This is a genomic window from Sneathiella limimaris, from assembly GCF_012932565.1.
GTDB lineage: Bacteria > Pseudomonadota > Alphaproteobacteria > Sneathiellales > Sneathiellaceae > Sneathiella > Sneathiella limimaris.
In genome coordinates, this window is record NZ_JABBYJ010000001.1 from 170,010 (window position 1) to 194,500 (window position 24,491).

Annotated in this window: 24 protein-coding genes; 11 read left to right on the forward strand and 13 right to left on the reverse strand. The window is 45.6% G+C overall.

Annotation, left to right across the window (positions count from 1 at the left end):
* Window positions 1–394: 394 nt before the first annotated feature.
* Window positions 395–1,255: a crotonase/enoyl-CoA hydratase family protein gene (locus HH301_RS00795; protein ID WP_169566134.1), complete on the reverse strand. Its 861-nt coding sequence runs from the start codon at window positions 1,253–1,255 to the stop codon at window positions 395–397.
* Between the two features lie 114 nt (window positions 1,256–1,369).
* Window positions 1,370–2,065 carry a hypothetical protein gene (locus HH301_RS00800; RefSeq protein ID WP_169566135.1) on the reverse strand — a complete coding sequence of 232 codons (696 nt, stop codon included), beginning with the start codon at window positions 2,063–2,065 and terminating at the stop codon, window positions 1,370–1,372.
* A 332-nt stretch (window positions 2,066–2,397) separates the two neighbouring features.
* Between HH301_RS00800 and HH301_RS00805 the strand changes: the two genes are divergently transcribed.
* The gene (locus tag HH301_RS00805; protein ID WP_169566136.1) at window positions 2,398–2,736 is read left to right on the forward strand and encodes a DOPA 4,5-dioxygenase family protein; all 339 of its coding nucleotides are present in this window, start codon (window positions 2,398–2,400) and stop codon (window positions 2,734–2,736) included.
* Between the two features lie 28 nt (window positions 2,737–2,764).
* Complete coding sequence (locus HH301_RS00810) at window positions 2,765–4,822, forward strand: tetratricopeptide repeat protein (protein WP_169566137.1); 2,058 nt, start codon at window positions 2,765–2,767, stop codon at window positions 4,820–4,822.
* 1 nt (window position 4,823) lies between these two features.
* Here HH301_RS00810 and HH301_RS00815 read toward each other — a convergent pair whose 3' ends face one another.
* Together HH301_RS00815 and HH301_RS00820 are read right to left on the reverse strand one after the other, a co-directional pair.
* Window positions 4,824–5,150, reverse strand: coding sequence for a GcrA family cell cycle regulator (locus tag HH301_RS00815; protein ID WP_169566138.1), 327 nt, complete (start codon window positions 5,148–5,150; stop codon window positions 4,824–4,826).
* 149 nt (window positions 5,151–5,299) lie between these two features.
* Window positions 5,300–6,004: a hypothetical protein gene (locus HH301_RS00820; protein ID WP_169566139.1), complete on the reverse strand. Its 705-nt coding sequence runs from the start codon at window positions 6,002–6,004 to the stop codon at window positions 5,300–5,302.
* Between the two features lie 162 nt (window positions 6,005–6,166).
* Here HH301_RS00820 and HH301_RS00825 point away from each other — a divergent pair, with 162 nt between their 5' ends.
* Both HH301_RS00825 and HH301_RS00830 read left to right on the forward strand, forming a co-directional pair.
* Window positions 6,167–6,931, forward strand: coding sequence for an SDR family oxidoreductase (locus HH301_RS00825; protein ID WP_169566140.1), 765 nt, complete (start codon window positions 6,167–6,169; stop codon window positions 6,929–6,931).
* 44 nt (window positions 6,932–6,975) lie between these two features.
* The gene (locus HH301_RS00830; protein ID WP_169566141.1) at window positions 6,976–7,686 is read left to right on the forward strand and encodes a glutamine amidotransferase-related protein; all 711 of its coding nucleotides are present in this window, start codon (window positions 6,976–6,978) and stop codon (window positions 7,684–7,686) included.
* A gap of 8 nt (window positions 7,687–7,694) precedes the next feature.
* Here HH301_RS00830 and HH301_RS00835 read toward each other — a convergent pair whose 3' ends face one another.
* From HH301_RS00835 to HH301_RS00845, 3 genes are all read right to left on the reverse strand, one after another.
* Complete coding sequence (locus HH301_RS00835) at window positions 7,695–8,882, reverse strand: CaiB/BaiF CoA transferase family protein (RefSeq protein ID WP_169566142.1); 1,188 nt, start codon at window positions 8,880–8,882, stop codon at window positions 7,695–7,697.
* A gap of 169 nt (window positions 8,883–9,051) precedes the next feature.
* On the reverse strand, window positions 9,052–9,543 hold the full coding sequence (locus HH301_RS17920; protein WP_169566143.1) for a cold-shock protein: 492 nt from the start codon (window positions 9,541–9,543) through the stop codon (window positions 9,052–9,054).
* A 440-nt stretch (window positions 9,544–9,983) separates the two neighbouring features.
* Complete coding sequence (locus tag HH301_RS00845) at window positions 9,984–10,511, reverse strand: peroxiredoxin-like family protein (RefSeq protein WP_169566144.1); 528 nt, start codon at window positions 10,509–10,511, stop codon at window positions 9,984–9,986.
* A 165-nt stretch (window positions 10,512–10,676) separates the two neighbouring features.
* Here HH301_RS00845 and cobT point away from each other — a divergent pair, with 165 nt between their 5' ends.
* Window positions 10,677–11,690, forward strand: a complete 1,014-nt coding sequence (gene cobT / locus HH301_RS00850; RefSeq protein ID WP_169566145.1) for a nicotinate-nucleotide--dimethylbenzimidazole phosphoribosyltransferase — start codon at window positions 10,677–10,679, stop codon at window positions 11,688–11,690.
* Here the strand turns inward: cobT and HH301_RS00855 are convergent.
* Entirely contained in the window at window positions 11,687–12,298 is a 612-nt protein-coding gene (locus tag HH301_RS00855) for a histidine phosphatase family protein (RefSeq protein WP_169566146.1), read from the reverse strand. The two genes, cobT and HH301_RS00855, sit on opposite strands and share 4 nt — an antisense overlap.
* Before the next feature lie 40 nt (window positions 12,299–12,338).
* Complete coding sequence (locus tag HH301_RS00860) at window positions 12,339–14,162, reverse strand: ABC transporter transmembrane domain-containing protein (protein ID WP_206378110.1); 1,824 nt, start codon at window positions 14,160–14,162, stop codon at window positions 12,339–12,341.
* Window positions 14,163–14,375: 213 nt separating this feature from the next.
* On the opposite strand from HH301_RS00860, the gene HH301_RS00865 reads away from it, so the two are divergent.
* Window positions 14,376–15,185 (forward strand): metallophosphoesterase, encoded by an 810-nt coding sequence (locus HH301_RS00865; protein ID WP_169566147.1) that lies wholly within the window; start codon window positions 14,376–14,378, stop codon window positions 15,183–15,185.
* Here the strand turns inward: HH301_RS00865 and HH301_RS00870 are convergent.
* The gene (locus HH301_RS00870; protein ID WP_169566148.1) at window positions 15,182–16,357 is read right to left on the reverse strand and encodes an MFS transporter; all 1,176 of its coding nucleotides are present in this window, start codon (window positions 16,355–16,357) and stop codon (window positions 15,182–15,184) included. The two genes, HH301_RS00865 and HH301_RS00870, sit on opposite strands and share 4 nt — an antisense overlap.
* 135 nt (window positions 16,358–16,492) lie before the next feature.
* Between HH301_RS00870 and HH301_RS00875 the strand changes: the two genes are divergently transcribed.
* Both HH301_RS00875 and HH301_RS00880 read left to right on the forward strand, forming a co-directional pair.
* Window positions 16,493–17,647 carry an Acg family FMN-binding oxidoreductase gene (locus HH301_RS00875; RefSeq protein ID WP_169566149.1) on the forward strand — a complete coding sequence of 385 codons (1,155 nt, stop codon included), beginning with the start codon at window positions 16,493–16,495 and terminating at the stop codon, window positions 17,645–17,647.
* The gene (locus HH301_RS00880) at window positions 17,644–18,102 is read left to right on the forward strand and encodes a MarR family winged helix-turn-helix transcriptional regulator (protein WP_169566150.1); all 459 of its coding nucleotides are present in this window, start codon (window positions 17,644–17,646) and stop codon (window positions 18,100–18,102) included. Before HH301_RS00875 ends, HH301_RS00880 begins: the two co-directional genes overlap by 4 nt.
* A 5-nt stretch (window positions 18,103–18,107) precedes the next feature.
* Here the strand turns inward: HH301_RS00880 and HH301_RS00885 are convergent, their stop codons facing one another.
* Complete coding sequence (locus HH301_RS00885; RefSeq protein WP_169566151.1) at window positions 18,108–19,049, reverse strand: diacylglycerol/lipid kinase family protein; 942 nt, start codon at window positions 19,047–19,049, stop codon at window positions 18,108–18,110.
* 86 nt (window positions 19,050–19,135) lie between these two features.
* Between HH301_RS00885 and HH301_RS00890 the strand changes: the two genes are divergently transcribed.
* Window positions 19,136–19,984, forward strand: a complete 849-nt coding sequence (locus HH301_RS00890) for a UDP-2,3-diacylglucosamine diphosphatase (protein WP_169566152.1) — start codon at window positions 19,136–19,138, stop codon at window positions 19,982–19,984.
* Complete coding sequence (locus HH301_RS00895) at window positions 19,921–20,958, forward strand: glycosyltransferase family 4 protein (RefSeq protein ID WP_169566153.1); 1,038 nt, start codon at window positions 19,921–19,923, stop codon at window positions 20,956–20,958. Before HH301_RS00890 ends, HH301_RS00895 begins: the two co-directional genes overlap by 64 nt.
* Here HH301_RS00895 and HH301_RS00900 read toward each other — a convergent pair.
* Window positions 20,937–21,824 (reverse strand): DMT family transporter, encoded by an 888-nt coding sequence (locus HH301_RS00900; RefSeq protein WP_169566154.1) that lies wholly within the window; start codon window positions 21,822–21,824, stop codon window positions 20,937–20,939. The genes HH301_RS00895 and HH301_RS00900 overlap by 22 nt on opposite strands.
* Before the next feature lie 109 nt (window positions 21,825–21,933).
* Between HH301_RS00900 and HH301_RS00905 the strand changes: the two genes are divergently transcribed.
* Complete coding sequence (locus HH301_RS00905; protein ID WP_169566155.1) at window positions 21,934–22,401, forward strand: CYTH domain-containing protein; 468 nt, start codon at window positions 21,934–21,936, stop codon at window positions 22,399–22,401.
* 6 nt (window positions 22,402–22,407) lie between these two features.
* Here HH301_RS00905 and HH301_RS00910 read toward each other — a convergent pair whose 3' ends face one another.
* Entirely contained in the window at window positions 22,408–24,459 is a 2,052-nt protein-coding gene (locus HH301_RS00910) for an ATP-binding protein (protein ID WP_169566156.1), read from the reverse strand.
* Between the last annotated feature and the right edge of the window lie 32 nt (window positions 24,460–24,491).

Genomic DNA, 24,491 nt, shown 5'->3' on the forward strand with positions numbered 1-24,491 from the left:
ACATCTTTCCAAAACATAAAATCAGAAATAAAATACTATTTACCGTAAAAATAAATATTGGTCATACTTTCACAACATATTTTTAAAAAATTTAGATATTTAAAAAAAATATTTCTATAAAAATATAAAAAGTTGTTTCACCATTACTTTGAAAAAGTAATTTCTGATTCTCAATATATTGCAAATTGCATGAAAATTAGACTTAACTGTTGCTAATCTAGTTGATAAGATTTTTTAAAACTTTACGAGAACTTTCCCCGAAACAAACCTGTTACAATATCTTACAGAATTAAGAATTAAGTAGGGCAGCTGAGCAACTTGTCCAACAAATGTTTAGGCACTTCACATATGTAATCGGACAACAAAAAGGGGGCTCATCGCCCCCTTAGCTATTCTATTCAAACTTTGGTTCTTCCCACCACGGATAATAAGGAGGCATGTCTTGTGACGGGCGCATCGTGAACTCGGCGGGTCTTTTTTCTAAGAAGGATTGAACACCCTCAGCAACGTCAGGACTTTGCCCCATATAAAATATTCCGCGGCTATCAACCTTATGAGCTTCCATTGGGTGAGACGCCCCTAACATTCGCCAAAGCATTTGTCGGCTCAACGCAACTGAAACAGCAGACGTTTGATCCGCAAATGATTGCGCTAATTCCTGCGCGCGCGCCAACAACTCATCAGCGGCGCACACCTCTTTGACAAGTCCTCCTTCTTTGGCTTCTTCAGGAGAGAAAACCCGACCTGAATACACCCACTCCGTTGCTTGTGAAATACCAACAAGACGCGGCAAAAACCAACTACTACAAGCTTCTGGAACAATTCCCCGTTTTGAGAAAACAAAACCAATTTTCGCCTGATCAGACACAAGTCTAACATCCATCGGCAGTGTCATCGTAATTCCGATACCAACCGCAGCCCCATTAATCGCCCCGATAATTGGTTTTTTGGACTGAAACATTCGAAGCGTTACTTGGCCCCCGCCATCCCGATGCACGACACCTTCTGTCTTCAGGCCACGCGCTTCATAGTTGAAAGTATTTTTACCCTCCCCTAAATCAGCTCCTGCACAAAAGGCTTTTCCCGCTCCAGTGACGATAATTGCCCGAACCTCATCATCCGCATCCGCAGCATCGAACGCGTCAATCAGTTCGTCACGCATAACCTGCGTAAATGCATTCATTCGATCAGGACGGTTCAGCGTAATCGTTAGAATATTTCCAGATTTTTCATATAGTATTTGTTCATAAGCCATTTTTCTTCCTTTTCCTTTTCTAGGCTTCTGAAAGCTTGCCGGTATTGAACAGACTTTGCAAGAATCAAAAAAGGGCGGCCAATGGCCACCCTCGATTGAACGTATTATTTGATATCAGGCAGAACCTCTACGTTTACGCCATCCCAGGAAACTGAGCACAGCAATGCCAGCTCCATAGAGGGGCAGAGCCGCAGGCAGAGGAACAGCACTCACAGTTACAACACGGATCCAATCACCCGGTTCTGTTACGAACATATCCACCTCAAGCACATTGCCTAGTCCTAGGATATTGTATCCATCATAATCTGCTTCCATACCTCTTTTGCGAAAGGGCGCAGATTGATTAGTGTTGCCATTATCGTATGTGGTATCCTCGGCACCTAGTAATTCGGACGAAGCCGCTTCTAAATCGCCATCAATATCTGACATGACACCTAGAATGGTACCGCTGAACTCCCATTGCACACCGTAATGATATATTTTTTCTAAGCCTCTACTGTTTAGGAAGATCATGTGACTATCAACCCGCATCCCTTTTGCGATCACCCCGCCATCAACCAACAGGTCTTCTGTCAGCAAAACACCTTGAGCCTCATTAAACCCCTGCTGACGATCATTTTTCGTTCCATCATCCAAGACATTAAGCGGGTTGCCGATGATCTGTCCTGTTTGGACTGATGGCGCACCGTCGCCATATTCAATGGAGCCGCCGTACACATTTGTAATCGCAGCACGCGCCGGAATAGACATTATGAGGAGCATAAACAGCCCCCCTAAAACTGACGCCCCGACTGAAAATATTTTTGCCATTTATCTAATTTCCCGTTCATCAAAAATTGATCAATACAATACTCCCACAACTAATTATTAAAACCATAACCATTGTTTTAATTTAGTCAAAAGAAGGTTCAAATTTTCCGATAATTTCAGAAACATCTCACGCATAAGCCGACTTGCGGATTTCAAACTTATCTAAAAGGTTGAATAATACTATTTTATGTAATCAGGTGGCCCGCTTTCGGGTTTCTTGCCCCGTCGAATCAAATCTGATCCTAAGCGGACTGAACAAACAGTTAGACACAACAATCGTGAACCTGAATAATACAGATACTCAGGGCGCGCATATTTTGGAGTAAAAATCCATGAACAGACCTATATCTGTCATTAAAGGCTACCACGCGCATGTTTATTATCACAAGGAATCCAAAGACAAAGCAACATGGCTGAGAGACCAAATTGCTCAGAAGTTTGCCGTGAAGCTGGGGCGCTGGCACGATAAAGAAGTTGGTCCTCACAAAGCTTCCATGTACCAAGTCGCATTCTTACCACAGGAATTTAACAAGATTGTTCCTTGGCTTATGATTAACCGACAAGGATTGGATATTCTAGTACACCCTGAAACAGGAAATGATCTTGAGGATCACACGGAAAACGCCTTATGGCTCGGTAACAAACTGGACTTGAAACTCAGCGTCTTCTAGACTCAAGCAGTTCCATTTAAACAGATTAATGAGGCTCGTCATTCTAATCCTCACCAGAGTATTAATTGCCGTTTGCATTTTTGTTCATATTGCAGCAATTACCTCCCCCTTGTCGGCCAATGAGGCGAGGCAAAATCTCTTTGAAATGCCCGAAGTCTCCAGCCACATGCAAAGGGCTATTGCAGCCCTCAAAGTTCGGAACATCGGACTCGCTCAAAATACTCTGGAAGGCATCGCGAAGAAGTACCCCTGGTATGTTGAGGCTCATTACATACTTGCGACACTCTATACTGCGCAGAATAAGCCTGATCAGGCTATAACTTCCCTGAATAAAGCTGTTGAGGCTGGTTTTACGAACCACCAACTCCTCTATAAAGATAACAACCTTAAACCTTTAAGGGATCGTCCAGATTTTCAATCTTTAGCAGAAGGGCTCATTCAAAAATCAGCCACTGGCCAAACATCGAGCGAAACCGAAATAAAAGTATTTCCGGTACGAGGTGATACTGCACTCATTTCCACCGATAATACCCATTGGGACGGGAAGCTTCTAACCCTGAGGTCTTATTTCAAGTTCAATGACCGCCGGGCGGCAAACAGCACTGTTCAAAACATAAAGGATCCGATAGCCAGTCAGCTTAACTCCCTCTTTCAACGAGGATTAGCTGCAGGGAATACAGGAGACATTTATGACAATCGCGATCATCGGCACTCATCACTGCATAAGAAACAATATCCACAACTAACTTTTTCAGCATATTCGGAAAAAGCGAAGGCTCAACAGCTGGATTATGGCTTGAATACCAAAATCTTGTTTAACAGCCCTACTATTGGCAACTCTTCAACCGCCATTACTGGTGGTCCCTTCTGGAGAAGTCAGGCGCGCCTTTCCTATACAATTCCCAACGGACCACAGCATCTGTTCCTACAGTATCTCAATAACCATATTTATGTTTTCCCTTCAGTCCGAGATTATGACTACCAAGAAGGAAAACAGGATTACCTGCCTACCAATACGCCTTATCTAATCATTTCTAAGGGTAAATCAGGTTCTGACCGACCGTTTTTGAGGGCTGTTGCAACCATTCTGGCCGCTTTTAAGCCGGATGATAAGGACGAACTGATCAAAACGAACCGATTGGCCTCTGCCGTTCAGACTGTTTTTCGTAAAGGTTTAAAGTCCGTTCAGTCTGATGCGGACTATTTCACGTCAAAGGCACATAAAGTTGTTTACGAAAAATCCGACATAGATCTTCTCAAGATGATCAAGATCGCAAATGACTTTGATGCATCCACTTTTCCTGCTCCCGTGCAGATGCGGGTAATTGAAGAAAGCAAATTAAAACCAGGGATCGATGACTTTACGCGGGCACTCCCTGAACAACTTTTCAATTCACCATCAACTATTGCGCGCATCGTTCGAGGTACAGCCTATGAGAAGACAATGTCCCTTGAGGTCAGGTCTGTTACTCCTGGCATAGCAGAAGACATTACATATAAATGGGTCTTGCTTCAGGGAGATCCCAAAAAAGTCTCCATCAAACCTCTGACCGCGTCGGGCAATAAAGTGGAAATCAGATCCAAGTGGCAAAAACCGTTCAAACTGTCACACGACCCAGAAGTGACATCGAGTAGAGTAGAGATAGCTGTTTTTGCTACGACAAAAAACAATGTCTCTGCACCATCATTTCTCACACTTCTGTACCCAAGAAATGAAAACCGCGAATATAATGCACAGGGCCGGCTTCTAAGCCTTGACCATCGCCCAACGGGCAAGACTTATGTCGACCCGCAAATTTTTTCCAAGAGGAACTGGAAAGACGAGTATCGTTATGATGCGAAAGGAAGACTGATCGGTTGGACCCGCACCAAAGGCACTAAAGTCTCTGAGTTTACCTATCATGGTGCTCTAGTCTTAGAAAAAGACTCGCAAGGCAGAGCAACACGTGCTCAAAGAGTTGCATATGAATACAGCAGGGCATCCAATGGCCAAACGGAAGCCCAAGAAAAACTTCTTAATGCTTACTTGAATTATGAGTATGTGAACGACACTGATCAGCGCGGCATTATCACTAAAAAGGAATAACCTAGTTATTATCCCGTGACTGGTAAGCCATGTTGCAGTGTTTCAAACAATAGGGTTTGCTCGGAACAGACTCATCCCCACAAAAATGGAAATCAGGTTCTCCCGGATGACCTATTGGCCATTGACAAGCGCGATGAGCTGGCACTGCTTTCTTCTTCGCCTTTGGCGCAGCCGTTGTAGACGATTTGTTGGACAAGCCCAGCCGGTTTGCCTTGCCAATAACTGCATTTCGGGTTACCCCGCCCAGTTCTTCAGCAATTTCTGCGGCGGTCTTACCAGAGCCCCACAGACTTTTCAGCTTTTCAATACGTTCTTCAGTCCAACTCATTATCAGCCTCTTTCGACTTCAAACCCCAGAAAATTCAAAAAATTTCTCTGGTAAATGTGCCCGTGCGGCCCTTGATATAACTTTACTCAGCGAAAGTGTCCATAGCTAAACATGGATTATCAAACGAGTAAAGCGACTCTAGTCATTGGTCAATTGGCAAGACGTTTCACTCGAACAGTGACTGACAGCAGATAGATAAAAAACGCCAGAGCGACATAAAGCTCCTGTGTTTCACTAACATTCAAATTAAAAGGATAGGGAATGTTAGTTGAACCAAACACACGATCTGGAATTTTAATAAAACCAACAATAACACTCACTGGAAGGCAAATCCATGTTGGCCAAAAAAGATCCTGCCAACTTCCTTTCACAAATTGAATGCCTTTTCGAGCCCGCCATATGGGCAATATCACACCGCCAATTAAGGCTGACAGCTCCACAATTAACCGGGGCTTCTGATCTAACCAAGACGACATATTATGCAAGTTTGTCTCACCTTGATCGTTCAGCTCTCCCATAAATTCGGGTGTTTCCCACCCAAACCAATGCTGCCCCCAGCTTGCTTCTTCACCGGCAAAGTACAAACAGGCTAGGCCAAGCAGTGCGTACCAGTAAGTCATCCAGCGAACTGGTAGGCTCGCACGGTTCAAAACCAAGTAAATCGCAAGCAGAATTGTTGGAATCAGAATAACAACAGTTACGTTTTCAACAATTCCACCCTCACCACTGAAATAATCTCGGGCAAAGTCGGGCCAAAAACCGCGAACGATCAGTTGTGCGGTTAATGGAAGCAATACTACCCATACCCAAAGCCACTTAGGCAACTCATACTGCTGCGAGGAATTCACTGTCATTGTCCGCACGTAAACCTATTTTTTTCCCAATAAATGAAGACGCCAATCCAACAGAGTTATTGACTTGTTTCAAACAATCATAAGACTAACACGGTAAGAAATTCTAAAAACATAAACTCAAAAGACACAATAGATGTCAATAATAAGGAAAGAGGTCTAAAGATGGGGAGAGTTTCGGGGAAAATTGCCCTTGTCACCGGCGCAGGGAGCGGACTTGGAAGAGCGACCGCAATCATGCTCGCAAAAGAAGGCGCTAAAGTAGTAGTCACAGATATCAACCTTGAAACAGCCAAGGAAACGGCCTCTATGATTGAAACTGGAGCTGCCATCGCGTTGCAACATGATGTCACAGACGAAACGAGATGGCAGGAAGTTCTTGAAGAAACCAAAAACACCTTTGGTGGCTTAAACATATTGGTAAATAATGCAGGTATCGGCGACGGCTCCGATGTGGAAAGCACTGATTTCGCAACATGGAAAAAGGTCCATGCTGTGGACCTCGACTCCGTGTTTCTAGGCTGTAAATATGCAATCCGCTATATGGAAGAAACAGAAGGCCTTGGCTCAATCGTCAATATCTCTTCCATCGCAGGTATTATTGCTGGCCACAATCTAGCCTCCTACAATTCTGCCAAAGCAGCTGTTCGTCACTTGAGCAAATCAGTCGCCCTACATTGTGCCCGTAAGAAAAATGGGATCAGGTGTAACTCGGTTCATCCAACTTTTGTGCGTACACCTATTTTGGACAAAATGTTCGCGCGGTTTGGCACTGCAGACGGGGAAGCAAAACTGGCACGGCAGGTCCCACTGGGCCAAATCGGTGAACCTGACGACATAGCCTATGGTATTCTGTACCTAGCGTCTGACGAGTCTAGATTCATGACCGGCACAGAGCTGGTACTGGACGGCGGCATTAGCGCCATGTAAGATTTCTATCTGGAATAGGTTGCCTACAAAAATATGTATTCAGTATGAGTCGCGAAAAAATCCTTTTAATTATGCATCAAGAGCGATCTGACCCTGGCCGGGTTGGTGAAATGCTCCGCACACTAGGCTATGAGCTGGATATGCGTATTCCGGCGATAGGACATGACCTTCCAGATGATCCTACGGAACATCATGGTGCTGTCATATTTGGCGGCCCCATGAGTGCTAACGACGACCATGAAGAGTTCATTCGCGATGAAACCAAGTATGTCGAGAAACTTTTGAAATCTGAGGTTCCGTTCCTCGGAATTTGCCTCGGCGCACAAATACTTGCTCGCGTTCTGGGATCAGAAGTTAGAAGGCATCCTGAAGGCTTAATGGAAATTGGATATTACACCATTGAGCCAACAGAAGCGGGTAGCCCCTATTTTGATAAACATCTGCATGCGTATCAGTGGCATAAAGAGGGCTTTGACCTACCCAAAGATTGCGATTTACTGGCATCAGGCAATTACTTTCCCAATCAGGCCTTTCGGTTTGGAAGACAAGCGTATGGAATTCAATTCCACCCAGAAGTTACTGAAGCGATGAACCGTAAATGGCTTCGAAAAGCAGCACACATGCTCAGTGAGCCTGGCGCCCAATCCGCTAAAGAGCAGCTAGCGGACCGACAGCGCCATGATGCAGAAATGAACAACTGGGCATGGCGCTTTTTGGATCACTGGACAAAACTAGGGCAGAAGGTCACTGCTTGATGTGGCTATCAAATAACTCGCTTCTCGTGTAGCTCCTGAATTTCCGCGTCTGAAAACCCAAGAGACGACATAATTTCATCGGTATGCTCACCCAGTGTAGGAGCTCGATGCTTGATAGAGACCTCAGTTTTTGACATCTTCAAAGGAAAGTTTGAAATACGGGCAGCCTTTTCGAGACCCGGATATTCTACTGACTCCAATAGACCCATTGCAGCTAGATGCGGATCGTCCAGAACCTCCTGAGGGGACAACACGGGACCGCAGGGCAATCTCACGGCTTCCATCGCTTTGATCGCTTCTTCCGTCGTACGCTCAGCACACCATTCAGCCATACGTTCAGAAATAATATGGCCATTGTCGCCTCTATCTTGATCGGTTGCAAAGCGCGGATCTTCCAGCCAATGATGCTCACCAATCAGATCACACCATCTTTTGAACAATGGATTTCCAATACTCTGCACCAAAACCCATCCGTCTTTCGTTTTATAAGTATCTGACGGACCACCGTTGTACCCTCTATTCCCGATACCCTGTCGATCCAAATTCAGCATGTCTTGCTCAATTAACGCAGCTATGGAAATTAGAACTGAGGACCCGAACAGGGAACCCATCACCAATTGACCTTCACCGGTTGCGCGATGATGCATAATCGCGGAAAGCGTACCAATACAGCCAACCATAGCGGTTGTGAAATCCACCCAAGGACTATTTAGTTTGCGCGGGCCAGTCTCTGCATCGCCAGACATATGCATTGACCCTGACATCGCCTGTCCAATACCGTCAAAACCCACCCTATTCTTATAGGGCCCAGTGTCCCCAAAAGCGGATTGGTGAGTCAAAATAATATCTTCTTTGATTTCCTTGAGACTTTCGTAGTCCAATCCCATGGCCTGTAGTGACTCAATTGGCAAGTTAGCGACTACAACATCTGCAGATTTTACCAAACGCCGAATTACCTCTTTGGCTTCCGGTTTCATTGGGTTTAAGGTTAGGCCCTTCTTACTATTGGCCATTTGCATCAGCATCGCCCCCTCCCCCTTATCGGTCACAGGGGTCGTGTAACGATCTTCACTACCATCCAGTTTTTCGATGCGAATGACTTCCGCACCAAGGTTCGCCAAAATCGTTGTGCAATATGGTCCAGCAATATAGCGACCAAAATCCAGCACCCGTACACCTTCCAAAATGCCTGGCATTCTTTTACTCCTGATCTGTTCTTGTTTATTTTTTCAGGTTTTCCCGAGACGCTAGGGTGCATTGAAAGCAGCAAATTATCAAGAATAATCAATTGAAATAGGCGTAAACATACAAAACCCCGCACTCCCAGATGGAGGCAGGGTCAACTTGAAACCTTGACTCGAAAATCTAGATTAATTCAACACCCTCAGCCAGGGGCCCTTTTTCGCCAGACTTCACATTCAGCCTAACCCTTTGAGCCGTTTCCAAGATACCTAGCCCGGATTTCTCTAGTGCTTTCATGTGAACAAAGATATCCCGGCTCGCATCATCAGGCGTTACGAAACCAAAACCCTTCTCAGTGTTAAAGAACTTAACTGTACCCTCGATCAGCTCAGAGTCAGCATCCCGCATATCCAGCACAGGCGCGGGTCCTAAATCTACGATTTTCAGCACCTGCTGACCCCGCACGCCAGCGGTTAGGTCACATACGATCGGCGCACCTTCTGGTAAACCCTGTAAACCATTTGCTTGTAAAACCGACACATGCACAAATGCATCACCTGTTCCATCAAGCGGTTCAACAAACCCAAACCCCTTGGCAGTATTGAACCACTTAACCTTACAGTCTACATTAGCACGAACATCGACACCCGACTGCACGGTACTTTCTTCTTGCATTATCACAAGTCCCCAAACACCCAACGACACATCTACACACACAAATATTTTCACCTTGAGTTACAATTTTCCACATTAAAATCAAAAAAAATTTTACGACAAGCATCTTACAAAACCAGAAATTGATTAGTCATCAATATCCAACACTCATCTAAGCTCTTGGCTTAAAACCTTTTTGATCGATGCGGCACCACAATATGTCTCAGTTTTGTGGTTATGACCCCAACAATTGTAACAAAATACGATCTATAATATTCGGTTCCCAATTAACTCAACAGGATATAATCGACACCTGATTCGATGTACCCTTGTATTAAAACTTTATCGTTAGTTTAATATACACAACACAAAATTGTTTCACGATAAAAGCCCAGATAAAGACGAGGGAACGTAACATAACGTAACAATTATATCACAAATCATGTCGCTAGGCACCCCCCCTATTCTAACGTTCCCCGAATTGGATAATCATTTCCCTGTACAAATCTCAACCCGTTTACAATTGCCTTCAAATCTGGGCGAGAAAATGGCGCGTTTGAAATATCAAGAATTTGAACCGTTTTATCCGGACGAATAACAAACAAGCCAGGCTCCGGGAATGGGCGATCAGTTTCTTTTTCCGATCTGGGGTTAGAGATATACAGACCCAGCTTTTTCATATCGTTTATGGATAAATCATATCCCACTGGAAAAGTCAGACTTCCGCGTTCCACTTGTTGTTTGACTTTCTCCAATCCATCTCCCGAAACCGCAATTACATCAGTCTGCAACTCACTCAATTCTTCAATTAACCCTTCCAAGGTTTCCAGATATCTCGCACAGATAGGGCAATGAAGCCCACGATAGACGACAACTAATTTCCAACGATCCTCACCGGTCGTTTCATGCAATTCTGCACGACCGCCAGTTACCAATGGAACAGAAATTTCTGGGAACGAACTCCCCGCCTGAAGTTTTCCAGTTTGCATATTAATTAATCCTGAGTTTATTTAGAACGCCCATTCCAAATAAATACTACCTCACTGAAATGATGCAAGGTCTAACCATATTATTTATACAAAAAGCCGTTGTTGCGATCCCAAAAGATCCGTCTACAATGCGAGGCCTTCTAACACCCTTTGGTCGGAGTCATCATGTCATTCAGTTCATTTCAAGACCTGCGATCTTTTCTTGAAAATTTGCCAGAAGCTTCAGAGGAGCATTCTCGAAAAGCCAGGGAGCGAAATGATACTTTAACAAAACCGGCAGGATCCCTGGGACGACTAGAGGAGCTAGCAATCTGGGCGGCCAGTTGGCAAAAGCAGCACATTCCAACGGCAGACAACCCTCAAGTAATTATATTTGCCGGCAATCACGGGGTTTGCAAAAAAGGAGTTTCTGCCTTCCCATCTGAGGTGACCTCTCAAATGGTAGCGAACTTCAAAAATGGCGGAGCTGCTATCAATCAGCTTGCCAAGCTTTATGGAGCTAGCTTTGCGGTTCATCCACTAGATCTGGATACACCGACTGAAGATTTCACTGAAGCAGCGGCGATGGATAAAGAAGAATGCCTCAAGCTCTTAAACTTGGGCTGGGCTGCAGTCGATGAAACAGCCGACTGTCTCGTGATCGGTGAGATGGGTATTGGAAATACGACAGTTGCTGCTGCAATATGCGCGGCGCTTTATGAGATGTCCGGGAATGACTGGGCTGGCCCTGGAACCGGGTTGGATAAACCTGGCGTTACGCACAAGGCCGCCATCATTGACCAAGGACTATCTCGCCATAAGGATATCATAAAAGACCCACTGGAAGTCCTTCGATGTTTAGGTGGACGCGAATTCGCTGCAATGGCTGGAGCCATCTTACGCGCAAGACAGGAAGGCATACCTGTGTTACTGGATGGCTTTGTAGTCTGTGCAGCCGCAGCTGTCTTACATGCTATTCGGGAAAATGCCCTGGACCACTGTGTTGCAGGTCATTGCTCCGCTGAACCTGGGCACAAAATTCTTCTCGATAAACTGGGTCATGAGCCACTCCTTGAACTCGGCATGAGGTTGGGAGAGGGCTCTGGCGCAGCACTGTCTCTGGGCATTTTGAAGGGAGCTTTTGCGACCCACGGACACATGGCCAGTTTTGCAGAAGCTGGTGTTAGTGGTAAAGACTAACGAGCTCTTACCCTATTTATCCAATCGATTTTCCAACTGATCGTTTCGTCAGCCTGATAGACCGTCAACCTTGAAACAGACAAAGGCTCTATATCAATAAGCTGTGCCTTAACTGGCTCCAGTTCGAGTGCATTTGCAACAATCGCCCGAATGGGCCCTGCATGCGAGACAATAACCAAGTCATCCTGAACCAAGCTTTCCAACTGGGATTGAAATCGGCGGGTAACGCGTTCGCAAACGTCGCGGAAACTTTCGCCGCCGGGAGGTTGATTTTCAACAGGGTTTTCCCAGAAAGAAAGAGACTCTTCATGTCTATCGGTCCGAATTTCCTCATAGGTCAAGCCTTGCCACTCGCCGAAATTCTGCTCACGATATTGCGTCTCTTTTGTTAGCTGTATCGACTGGTTAGAGTGTGCAATGATATGGTTGGCCGTCTCTACACAGCGAGTGAGATCACTGGAGACCAGCGCAAACGAATTGGGCAATTGACTGGAAATCCAATCATACGTCTTCTGATCAGAATGATCTGCGAGAACATCCATCTGACCATACAGAAAGTTTGCACTGACAGGCGCATGTCGAACTAACCAGACCCTAAATGTTTTCACTGAATTTTCCTGACAATAGTTTAGCGTTCAAAATCTCAGATTAGCGCTTTTTCGCGTCGGAGAGAGGGGTGACCTTAGAGTCTCCATTAAACTGGTTGTTGTAGAGATCCGCATAAACGCCCTGCTTTGAAAGCAGCTCAGAATGGCTTCCACTTTCAACGACCTGTCCCTGTACAATTACATAGATGATATCGGCATCCAGAATCGTGCTCAGGCGATGGGCAATCACCACAGAAGTCCGGCCTTTCATTAGATGAGAAAGGGCAATCTGAACTTTTCTTTCCGCTTCAGCATCCAGCGCTGAGGTTGCCTCATCCAGCAAGAGAATTGGGGCATCCTTCAGCATTGCCCTGGCAATCGCTATCCGTTGTTTTTGGCCCCCAGATAACCTGACACCGTCAGATCCAACGCGGGTCTCATATCCCTGGGGCAAGCTACTGATAAAATCATGCACTGCTGCGGCTTTTGCAGCCTCAACAATTTCATCCTCAGTTGCGCCCTCGCGCCCGTACGCAATATTGGCGCGAATTGTGTCGTCAAATAGAAAGATATCCTGACTAACGAGGGAGAACTTCTCCCGCAGGGAGTTTAACGTCACATCTCTGACATCCTGGCCATCTACCAGAATAGAACCTGAGCTTACGTCATAGAAACGTGGCATCAGGTTTAGAATTGTCGACTTTCCTCCTCCGGAAGGGCCCACAAGAGCCACTCGTTGCCCGGCTCCCACCAGCAGAGAAATATCTTTCAATACTGGTGTGTGCTCTGAATAGGAAAAAGCAACAGACTTAAACTCAACTTCGCCTTTATGAAGCTCGAGCTCTGTCGCACTTGGCTTATCAACAACATGGTCTACTAGATCCAACAGATCAAAAATTCTTTGTGCTGCCGCCAGAGAGTTTTGAATTTGCGGCGCAATCTTTGCGATACTCTTTATCGGCTGATAAGCAAGCATGACAGCAGTGATAAACGCAAAGAAAGTGCCAGGTGTCGTGTCGCCACTGGTCACGCTACTAGCACCATAGAAGATTACGATGGCAATCATCAAACCCGACAAGGTTTCAACTATAGGATTGCTGGTAGCCTGAATGCGCATCGCTTTAAATTGATGAAAGAAACGACGCTCGATCTCTTTCTCACCCTTTTCTCGGGTTTTATCTTCGCGGTTATAAGCCTTAATAACCCTGATACCTTGAAAGGCCTCCTCCAGAAAAGTGCTGAAAGAACCTGTTTGCTCGAGTACCCGATGTGAAGCTTTTCGCGCCAGCTTTCCTATCTGCCGAATTGCGAGAGCTCCTGGAGGGAGAGCTATGAAAATGATGAGAGCCATTCTCCAGTCGTAATAGAACAAGGATCCAATCAAGAAAATCGCGGTCAAGCTATCCTTTGTAAATGCGACCAAAGCCTGGGTTGAACCTGTACGAAGTAGGTTTGTGTCATAGACAAAACGTGAAATCAGATTACCCGTGGAATTATCATGAAACCAAGCCAGATCCGCCCCAATCAGCTTGTCAAACATCTTCCTTTGAAGGTCAGCAATCACCCGGTTGCCAACCCAGTGCATAAAGTAAGCCTGACCAAAAGTTGCAATCCCGCGCAGACTGAATATCACGACAACTGCAATAGTGGTATAAACAACGATTTCTGGATTTTTCTCAAAAAACACTTCATCCACGATCGGCTTCATTAGAAAAGCTGTCGCTGTCGTGGTAATCGCCCCGACTATCATGCAGACAATTGCAGCGGCCAGACGATACTTGTATTTCAGAACGTAATTTTTCAATAGCCGCCCATAAAGAGCCATAGAACTGCTCCGGTTCTTGGTGACTTGGGCCTCGGTTGATTGCGGCATTGAATCTTTCACATTTACTCTCCTGACAGGTCATATTACCCGCCAAACCTGAACAGAGACTTATCATTCACCTTGGCTCTGCAATAGAGCTTTTATCTATGTTACGGCGTATAAACTTACAATGATGTTCGACAGCAACAGTTTTCACTTATCAGCCTGCCTCCAACCGCGTCACCAAATCTCATGAAGATTGACAGCCAATTAAAAACCAGACACAAGACTGATATGTTTGGCCTGTTTCCAAAAAAAAAGCTGCGTGTAAAACTGCCGGATAACACTCGCGTTATCGCGATCGGCGATATTCATGGTCAGCACAAACGGCTGAGTAAGCTCATGAAGGAGGTCGACCTTTATCGCAAGAAAAACCCCATTGACCATGAAACCATTGTTTTCCTGGGGGATTATGTCGATCGGGGACCGCACTCTGCGAAAATAATCGATTATTTGCGAAAAAGAGCCAAGGCCGCCAAAACAGCTGCCCACACAGAAGTCTTTCTTCAGGGCAATCATGAAGAGCTCATGATAGAAGGTCTGGATGTTGAAGGAACTCGTCATGATCTTTGGTGGCGAAACGGCGGTTTGCAAACCGTGAACAGCTACCTCAAATTTTTAAAAATTGAAGTCCCTGAAGATTTAGGCGCTGAAGAACGATTGAATATCTTCAGAGAGCATTTCCCCAAGAAACATTCAAAATTTGTCCATTCATTGCAAAATATCTATCGGGTTGGGCCGCTGGTTTTCGCTCATGCCGGCATTCGTATGGACAAAGCCCCAGGCAAACAAAAGCAACAGGATCTTAGATGGATTAGAGATCCTTTTCTTTACTGGGAAGGAAAAAACAAGGACTTTCTGGTTGTCCATGGACACAGTATCACACCGTCTTTTAAGCCTGAAATCCATGCCCATCGAGTAGCCCTTGATACCGGAAGCTATAAATTAAAGGGTAAAATTACGGCTGGCATTTTTGAAGGAAACACTGTCCGGTTTGTCAGTAACGGAACCCGAAAAGGATTCAACACAAACAAATTCTCTTAGGAACCTTCCTGCTGTTGCTCATAGCGCCTGACTCTAATGAGAAGGATAGCGCCAAGAACTACCCCCAAGCCAGAACAGACCGCCATCAACAAAAAGCAACTTGCAGGGTTAAATTCATAGAGAGACCCCGCCAACATCGTAAGCAATCCGAAGAAGATCCCCATTGAAAGGCTATCCTGTAAGCCTTGTGCAGACGCTGAAATAGCAGGCGGAACCCGTTTGGCTACATAACCAACAATAGACATGTAAAGAAGTGCAAAAGTTAAGGCGTGAAAAAGTTGTGCGAGTACAAGTAGCGGCAAGGCTGTCACTGTAGCCAGAAGTGTCCACCGGATTACGCCGCCCGCTGCCGCGACAATAATCATGGGCATGGCACCAAAGCGTCCGATCAAACGATCAGAAACACTAAACATAGCAATTTCCGCCAACACACCAACGATCCACAGAAGCGTGATCACTGTGTTGGAATAGCCCAGTGATTTCCAGTAAATCGCGCTAAATCCATAGAGCGAAGCATGCGACGCGAGAAGAAGGCCAACTGTGATCAAAAACAACGGAAAGTTTGGAAGTTTCAGCGGCCTCAAGAGGGGAACTTTTTTGGAGTCAGGTGCTGTGTAGACTTTCGGCACCCAAAAAGAGGCAATAAGAAGAAGAACCGATGCAAATATCATCATGGCGTAAATAGCGTCTAATCCGAATTTATCAGCTAATGCTCCCACCCCAAGTGAACTGACAATAAAACTAACCGACCCCCAGCGCCTTACCTTTCCAAATTCCACTCCGATCAACTGTCCAAGTCGTATGGTCACCCCATCTGACAAAGGCACACCTGTCGACAAGGCAGCACCAGCTAGCCCCCAAACAACAGCATAAAGCACCCAACCCTCAACAAACGGGAGAATAGCGAGCCCTATCAAAACCATTGAGGATAATGAGATTAAGACCCGCCGCCGATCACCGACCAGGTCAGCTACAGAAGACGCTATGGGGACCACCGCAACTTTCAACCAATAGGCTACACCTAAAACAATCCCCACATATTCCAGAGAAATCTGCCCTTCCAACCACCTCGGCCAGATAGGTATGGCAATACCATACACTGCAAAAAAAGAGGCATAGTAACCTGTCAGCCTTAACGAGGCATTTTTGCTTGAATAATTGATCTGGTTCATCGATCCACCTGCCGGAAGGATCCATAGCCTATCGGGTTTTAAACTCACCATCCAGTGATATTCGCTACACAAAACCATATTTACATTCTTTGGAATATATATACATTCCAAAGAATATTTATGGAGGAAAATGCGATGAATAGACGTAACTTTCTGAGAACAATTGGGGGAACCGGCCTCGTTTTAGCAGCTACAGCAGGTGGCCTAAGTCAATGCGATCAAATGCCCACTGAAGCAATTCAAGGCTGGAATGGTCCCGTTAATTCAATAACAGATAGGGAGTGGTTACTTTCATACGCCCTTCTGGCACCCAATCCACATAATATGCAGGCGTGGATCGCCGATTTGAGGGTTGAGGATCAAATAATACTTTTTGCGGACAAAGATCGATTACTACCTGACACAGATCCTTTTTCACGTCAGGTCATGATTGGTCAGGGGACCTTCTTAGAACTTTTGAGTATCGCTGCATCAGCGAGGGGATATCAAGCCAATGTGCACCTTTTCCCAGAAGGCACTCCCGATGAGATGGAACTCGACATCTCAACGGTACCTATTGCCCGAATTGAGCTCGTCAAGAATGAGAATATAGCAGCAGACCCTCTCTTTTCTGCCATTTTGCACAGGCGCTCCAACAAAGAAGGATATAGAGAGTTAGCTTTATCGGAAGATCACAAAGCCGAACTTCTGAAGTTACCTTTGTCAGGTGATCACTCAGTTCAAATCTATCACGACAAGGATGAGGTGGAAGAACTGCGTACCTTTGCAAAACAAGCCATGCTGCTGGAAATTGAGACACCTCGAACCTTAAAGGAAAGTGTTGATAGAACCCGAATTGGGGCTGACGCAATCGTTAAATACCGAGATGGAATTGACCTAAATGGCCCAATGTTTTGGTGGCTTTCTCGTTTCGACTTAATGTCCAAAGAAAAAGCCATGACACCCGGCACACTAGCCTATCAGGGCGGGATAGATTATGCCCTTGGCTGGGTGAATAAGACTTACAGCATGGGAATCCTATCTAGCCCAACAAACAGTCGAGAAGATCAAATCATTGCAGGTCGCAATTATGTCCGGCTTAACCTACTCGCCACATCAATAGGTGTTGCTATGCATCCTGTTAGCCAAATTTTGCAGGAATACCCCGAAATGCAGACTCTACAATCCGATTTTTATTCCCATCTGGGTGTGAGGGCTCCTGAAACAATTCAAATGTTTTTCAGAATTGGATATCAGTCCAAACCAAGTCCTTCCCCTCGCCGACCTCTGCAAGATATAGTTAGGGCATGACAAAGAACCACAAACCAGACATTCCCATTGAATTCCGGATTATTAACTGGATAGGCATTATTGACCAGCTGACGGGAACAAAAGCCCGTCAGTTGCTCAATGGCACAGATGTACCGCCGCCCCAATTTGCGCTTCTCAATCATTTCAGCCATCGCCCCGAAGAGGGTAAGACTGTCATGCAGGTTGCGACCGCCATGCAACAACCCCAACCAGGGATCACAAAAACGATATCCAAGTTGGTGAGGAAAGGTTTTTTAGAAGAGCATAAAAACCCAAGAGATGGCCGTTCAAAAATTCTATTGCTAACAGCAGCGGGCATAAAAGCGCATCAGATTGCCCGGGAAAAACTGATCTCTGGCTCAGGTGATGTCTTTAAAGGTTGGAGCGAAAATGAAAAAAACACTCTTTTTCAGCTCCTGGATCGACTTAAAATCCATCTCGACAATAATCGGTAATCAGCTTATTTCGGCATCATAAAATTCAGTGGTGTCTTATCCAGAGAAATCGTCACAGGGGTAACCATTTCCAGATCACCATCCCGCTGACAATTCAGATTAGGCTGAGAACTTAAGGTCACATCCTCCCCGGTGCTAAAGGTAATCACAGAATTTAGGCTAGACAGACGATTGGCTGCCAATGCCAATCCATAAATCAAGCCATTCCACAAACCCTTTTTTGTCAGTACCAAAACTTGCAAATCTCGAGTTCTGAGATCTGCTCTTGGGAAAACAGTAAATGGTCCCCCATATTTTCGGGCTCTGGAGACAACAACCGTTGAGCCTTCATAAACTGTGTCATTTGACCGAACACTCACAGCAAGGTTTTTGAATTGATGACGTATACGAAAAGCAGCGAATAAATAGGAAGCCGCACCCCATTTACGCTTCTGCACTGGATCTAGCGCTTGGACCGCGAGGGAATCATACCCGCAGCCAATCATCAGAAGGAATCTGCGCCCTTGGATTAGGCCGGGCCAGATTTTTGTAGTCTGCCCTTGCGTCAAAGCTGCCACAATTTTGCGCGGGTTCGTTCCAACTCCAATTTCGCAAGCAAACACATTGGCGGTTCCAAGCGGAATGAGACCTAACGGTTTCTCACTGCCTTGCAATCCTTGTGCGACCTCTCCAAGCGTTCCGTCACCACCAGCAGCGACAACGACTGTGATTTCATCATCCCTGGCTGCTTGCTGGGCGAGTTCCGTCGCATGTCCAGCTCTTTCCGTTTGAGAAAGAGTAAGCTCGACACCCGCTGCCTCCAGCATTTTCAGAATTTTCCAAAACCGGCGTTCATGGCTACGACCGGCCGTTGGATTATAGATAACGAGAAATCTGTTTCGACCTGTCACCCGACTGACTTTCATTCGCAACAAAAATTTAATTTGAAGGACATCCATCTGTCCCATGACCTTGGAAGAATCGTCCCAGAACTTAATGACTGATTTTGTTCACCCCGGTGACAGTTCCATTAAACGGGACCAGAGTAAAGCAGATGAATGCGCAAGCAACCCCTCTAAAATATCGCTCCATATGGATCTCCGACATTCATCTGGGGACACCAGGTTGCAAGGCAGAGTTTCTACTCGATTTCCTAAAACACACAAGTTCTAAAAAATTATATCTGGTTGGGGATATCATCGATGGGTGGGCTCTTCAACGAAACTGGTACTGGCCACAAGAACATAATGATGTTGTCCAAAAGATCTTGAGGAAAGCCCGAAAGGGCACAGAAGTTTTCTTCATTCCCGGCAACCATGATGCATTTGTCCGTGAATATGTGGATCATAACTTTGGCGACATTACTGTTGCCCGGGAGATGATCCACAAGACCGCAAATGGGCAACAATATCTCATTTTGCATGGAGATGAATTTGATGTCGTTGTCAAATACGCCAAATGGCTCGCGTTACTCGGGGACTGGGCCTACGGCATCTGTCTGAGGTTGAACGACTTCGTGAATAACGTCAGACAGTGGATGGGTTATCCTTATTGGTCCCTTTCGGCTTTCTTGAAACTGAAAGTCAAAAACGCCGTTCAGTTTATTGCAGACTTTGAGAATGCCCTTGCAGATGTTGCCCGAAAAAAAGGGGTAAACGGTGTTATCTGCGGCCATATTCACCACCCAGAAATTCGGGAAATTGACGGCATAACCTACTGCAATGACGGTGACTGGGTAGAAAGCTGCTCAGCTCTTGTTGAGCATTTCGATGGCAGTCTGGAAATCGTCCGGTGGTTCTCTCCTTACTCAGATTTCACTTCCCTCAAAGGATCCGAAGAATGCGATATGTCATCGTCTCAGACGCTTGGTCGCCTCAAGTCAATGGTGTCGTTCAAACTCTGACACAACTCCGAAATAATCTAGAAAACAAAGGTCATGAAGTGGTCATGATCACTCCTGACCGTTTTAAGACCATTGCCTGCCCGACATATCCCGAAATCAGGCTGTCTTTGTTCTGCTCACGCAAAGTGAAAGATTTGATCGAAAAGAGCAGGCCAAGCGCTATTCATATTGCCACAGAGGGACCTTTAGGACTTGCCGCGCGAAATTATTGTTCAAAAAACAATATCCCGTTTACAACAGCATTCCATACGCTGTTTGCTGAATATGTTTACGCCAGAACCCGACTGCCACTCTCAATTGGCTACGCTTTCCTGCGTTGGTTCCATAAAAATTCCAGCACAATCATGGTCGCCACCCAAACCCTTGAGGACAAGCTTCGCAAAAGAGGGTTCAAAAGGATATCCAGATGGACCCGAGGAATAGACACCAATCTATTTCACCCAAGAGAAAAGCAATTAACCGAATTCAAAAGCCCTATCTTCATGTATGTAGGCCGGGTTGCAGTTGAAAAAAATATACAGGCGTTTCTCTCCTTGGACCTACCCGGAACTAAGGTCGTGGTGGGTGACGGACCACAACGCGCCTCTTTACAATCCAAACATAAGGACGTTGTTTTTGTCGGCGTGAAACGCGGTGAAGAACTTGCATCCTATTACGCATCAGCCGATGTATTTGTTTTTCCAAGCCGAACCGACACGTTTGGACTTGTGCTTCTAGAAGCACTAGCATCAGGAATACCTGTGGCTGCCTATCCGGTAACAGGCCCATTAGATGTGATTGGAAATGCCCCAGTTGGTGTTCTCAGTGAAAATTTACAGTCAGCCGCTTTGCAGGCGCTGGAACTTGATCCTGTTGCCTGTCGAGAATTCGCGATGGAATTTACCTGGGACAAAAGTGTTGAACAGTTCCAGGGCAACCTAGCACATTTTGATACCAACAGAGTTTTTTCGCGTCAGGAACCTGTAGAGGTCTGAACCACTTTGGGCTGCTTTTCTGCATTTCGAAGGTTAATTATGAGGACTCCGAGCAAGGTTACACCACCGCCCACCATAAATCGCCATGTAATGGGCTCTTCAAAAAGGAAAACACCGAAACCAACGCCAAAGAGCGGGGCCAGCAAGCCATATGGCGTTAATACGGATACAGGATACCGCTGAAGTAAGTAGTACCAACTCCCGTGTGCGATAATAGTTGTTGCTACCACCGTAAATAGAAGTGCCGTGACAGGCTCCCAATGAAGAGCGGTAATCTGTTGGATATGATTTTCCTCAAAAATTAGGGAGAAAGACAGCAAAAGCGGAAAGGAAAAAAGAGCGATCCAGCCCTGCATTTGCATGGTTCCTACCCCTGTTGCTTTTCGCATTAGGATAATTCCGCCAGCCATACACATAGCAGCACCTGCAACGAGACCGACACCTTCCAGATAATTGAAAACCACCGGATCAAAACCCAAGATCAAGACGCCAATAAAGGCTAGGAGCAACCCCAAGATCCGTTTCCATCGAATAGTTTCACCCAAGAAAACGACTGCTAAAATAAGAGAAAAAGGAGCAACCAATTGAATGGTAATTGCAACTGCCGACACACCCCCAGCTACATTCAACCCCATATAGAGCAACGTAAAATGCATCACTCCAACCAGCATGGAAATTAGAAAAATGGCCTTCATCCGACCTGCAACCGGCTTTAAAAACGGAATTAGCAGTAATGCGACCAAGATAAACCGCAGCGTGGTAAACATAAGCGGTGAATATTGACCCATAGCCACCTTGGCGGCCACAAAGGAAAAACCCCAGATGACATTTATAATCAACGCAAGGGCAATATGGGGGAGTGACATGAAACGTCCTTTAAAAATTGGAACAGAAGTTCCAAAAACCTTCCTTTTTGATAAATTGCCAGGCACATAATGTCAAAATGTGCTTTTTTATTTTTAATGACGGTGACCTATGATTGAGATCGAGCGTAAATTTCTGGTAGCAAACGACAGCTGGAAACAGGATATCCTTAGCTCTCACAAAATAAGTCAATTCTATCTGTCAGATCTTTCAACAACACCAACTGTTCGTATCCGCCAAAAAGACGACAAAGGGTTCCTCACGCTCAAATACCCGAGTAAGCAGGAAGATGTCTTAGTCAGAGCAGAGTTTGAGTATGAAATTCCAGTTTCTGATGTGACTGCACATAAGCAATTCGCCAAAGGAAGGATTGTTGAGAAAACAAGGCATCTAGTAAGAGGTGCTGAAAACTTAATCTGGGAAATAGATGTCTTTTCATCACCAAATCCAGATCTGGTGCTTGCTGAGATCGAACTAAAAACAGCGGATCAAATTATCCAACTGCCGGATTGGATTGGGCCGGAAGTAACTCATAATCCATCTTATAGCAATATCCGCATGGCTTTTCAAAGTGTCTAGGACTGGCTAATTCGCCACCGCCGCAATGTCACTATTCTTATCTTCCACCAAAGCAACGAGCAAGGGCTCCAGATCAATCGGTTTCGTCAGGAGACTGTCCAGATCTTGTGATACCACTTCAGGTCGATGGCCCTCTAAATCCTCACCGGTCAAACCGACAACTCGGATAGAATTTGTTTTAGGATCTCGCTTGATCCTTCGCGCCACCTCAAGTCCATCCACACCAGGCATATTGATGTCAGTGACAATTGCATCAACCCTTTGTTGATGGACAGCTTGCAGCACTTTCGCTCCATCCTCGACCATTATCACTTCTTTCACTATGGGTGAGAGCATGGCTTTTAATAAAAGCCTGTTGACCAAAACATCGTCTGCGACAACAACAGTCATCAATTTTAAACGCCCATATTTGATGTTTGATTGCATTTCTTTCGAAGGGAAAAAACCTTCGACACTCGCTTCATGAACATCCTCACTGGTTGGTAAGACAACGGTGAACCTGGTTCCTTTTGCCACTTCACTCTGAACTGAGATGGTACCACCCAGTGCCTTCACAAGCATTCTTGTAATGGCAAGTCCTAGACCTGACCCACTTGAATTCTCTCCTCGACGGGTCCTCACGAAGCGATCAAACAATATGTCAAGCTCGTCCGCGTCAATTCCAATACCTGTATCTTCAACAGCTAGTTCAAGCTCCAAACCCGCATCCGCAGGCCGAACCTGGACGGTCACTCGCACCTCACCTTCAAAAGTATATTTTAAAGCATTACCGATCAGATTTATCAGGATCTGCTGGATTTTCTTCCGATCGAGAATAAGCCATGCCGGGACATCTTCTGCAACTTCCAAGCGGACAGGGACAGAACCCTCACGTTCGCCAACCGTGACAATTGAAATCACTTCATCAAGCAGGGGCCGAATTTGCAAGGCGCTACTGTTATCCGCTAGCCTGTTGCTATCCGCACGTTGCAAGTCGAGGTAATCATTTATTAAATCCAAAATGTAATCGCCTGCTTGAGACGCTGAGAGAACAATCGGCTTTAGACTTTTTGCAATATCCTGTTTCAGAAGAAATTTCTGAGCTGCCAAAACCCCCTGCAAGGGAGATCGTATTTCATGACTGAGAATTTCGAGGAACTCTTCTTTTTCTTTCAAAATTCGGACCCTTGACTGTCTTGCGAGCTGCTTATCCTGATAGGTGCGCCATAAAAACCATCCCAATAGAGACAGCAGAGAAAAAAGTAGCACTCCGGATGCAATGACCGTTCCCTGATAAGGCGAACTTTTGACCCACCCACCTTTAGGCAAAATTGCAAAAACCCATGACCCTTGACCTAAAGTAATTGGGTACTGGAGACTACCTGTCACCTCATTAAACAAGCTCGTTTCTCCAAAAAAGATCTCCCCCTCAGCACCACGTCCATCTTTTCCCCGGATAGCAATCTCATAGTCTTTTTGAAGCGTTGGTATTCCGAGCTGTTCATAAATCGTCTGCATATCTATTGGGGCTGCCACAATGCCCCAAAGCTCCGTTTTCCCGCTTTCAGACTCAGGGAATACTGGTGCACGTAATATCAAAGCTTCTCCACCTTGAATAAGGGTAACTGGCCCAGCGACAATAACCCGGTTCTCCTTTATCGTGGTGAATACTGCGTCGCGCTGCTCTTCTGGCGCTTTTCGATAATCCAAGCCGATAACAGCTTTATTCTCTTCATAAGGGTAGACAAAACGAACGACCAGATTTGGTGCCGCTGCAATGTTTCTAATTGCGGGGTGAGATCGTTTGATAGAGCGTGCGTAAGCCCTGTACTCTTCAAGAGAGATCCCAGGGTGAGCCTCAATTAAAGCCTTAACACCATTGATCAACGATATGTCTGCTGCCATGCGCTCAATCATACGCGATTGAAGCTCACGGGCGATTGCAGCTGTCGCATCACGTTGCTCATTTTGAGCTGTATTTAGCAAAGTGCGCCCAACCTGCCACGAAAAGCAGACCGAGAATATGGCGGCAACAATTATAATAGCCGCCAGAAAGAACACTGGTTTAACTCTTTCCACCCAAAAACCTATGCTTACCCCTACCTGAAATC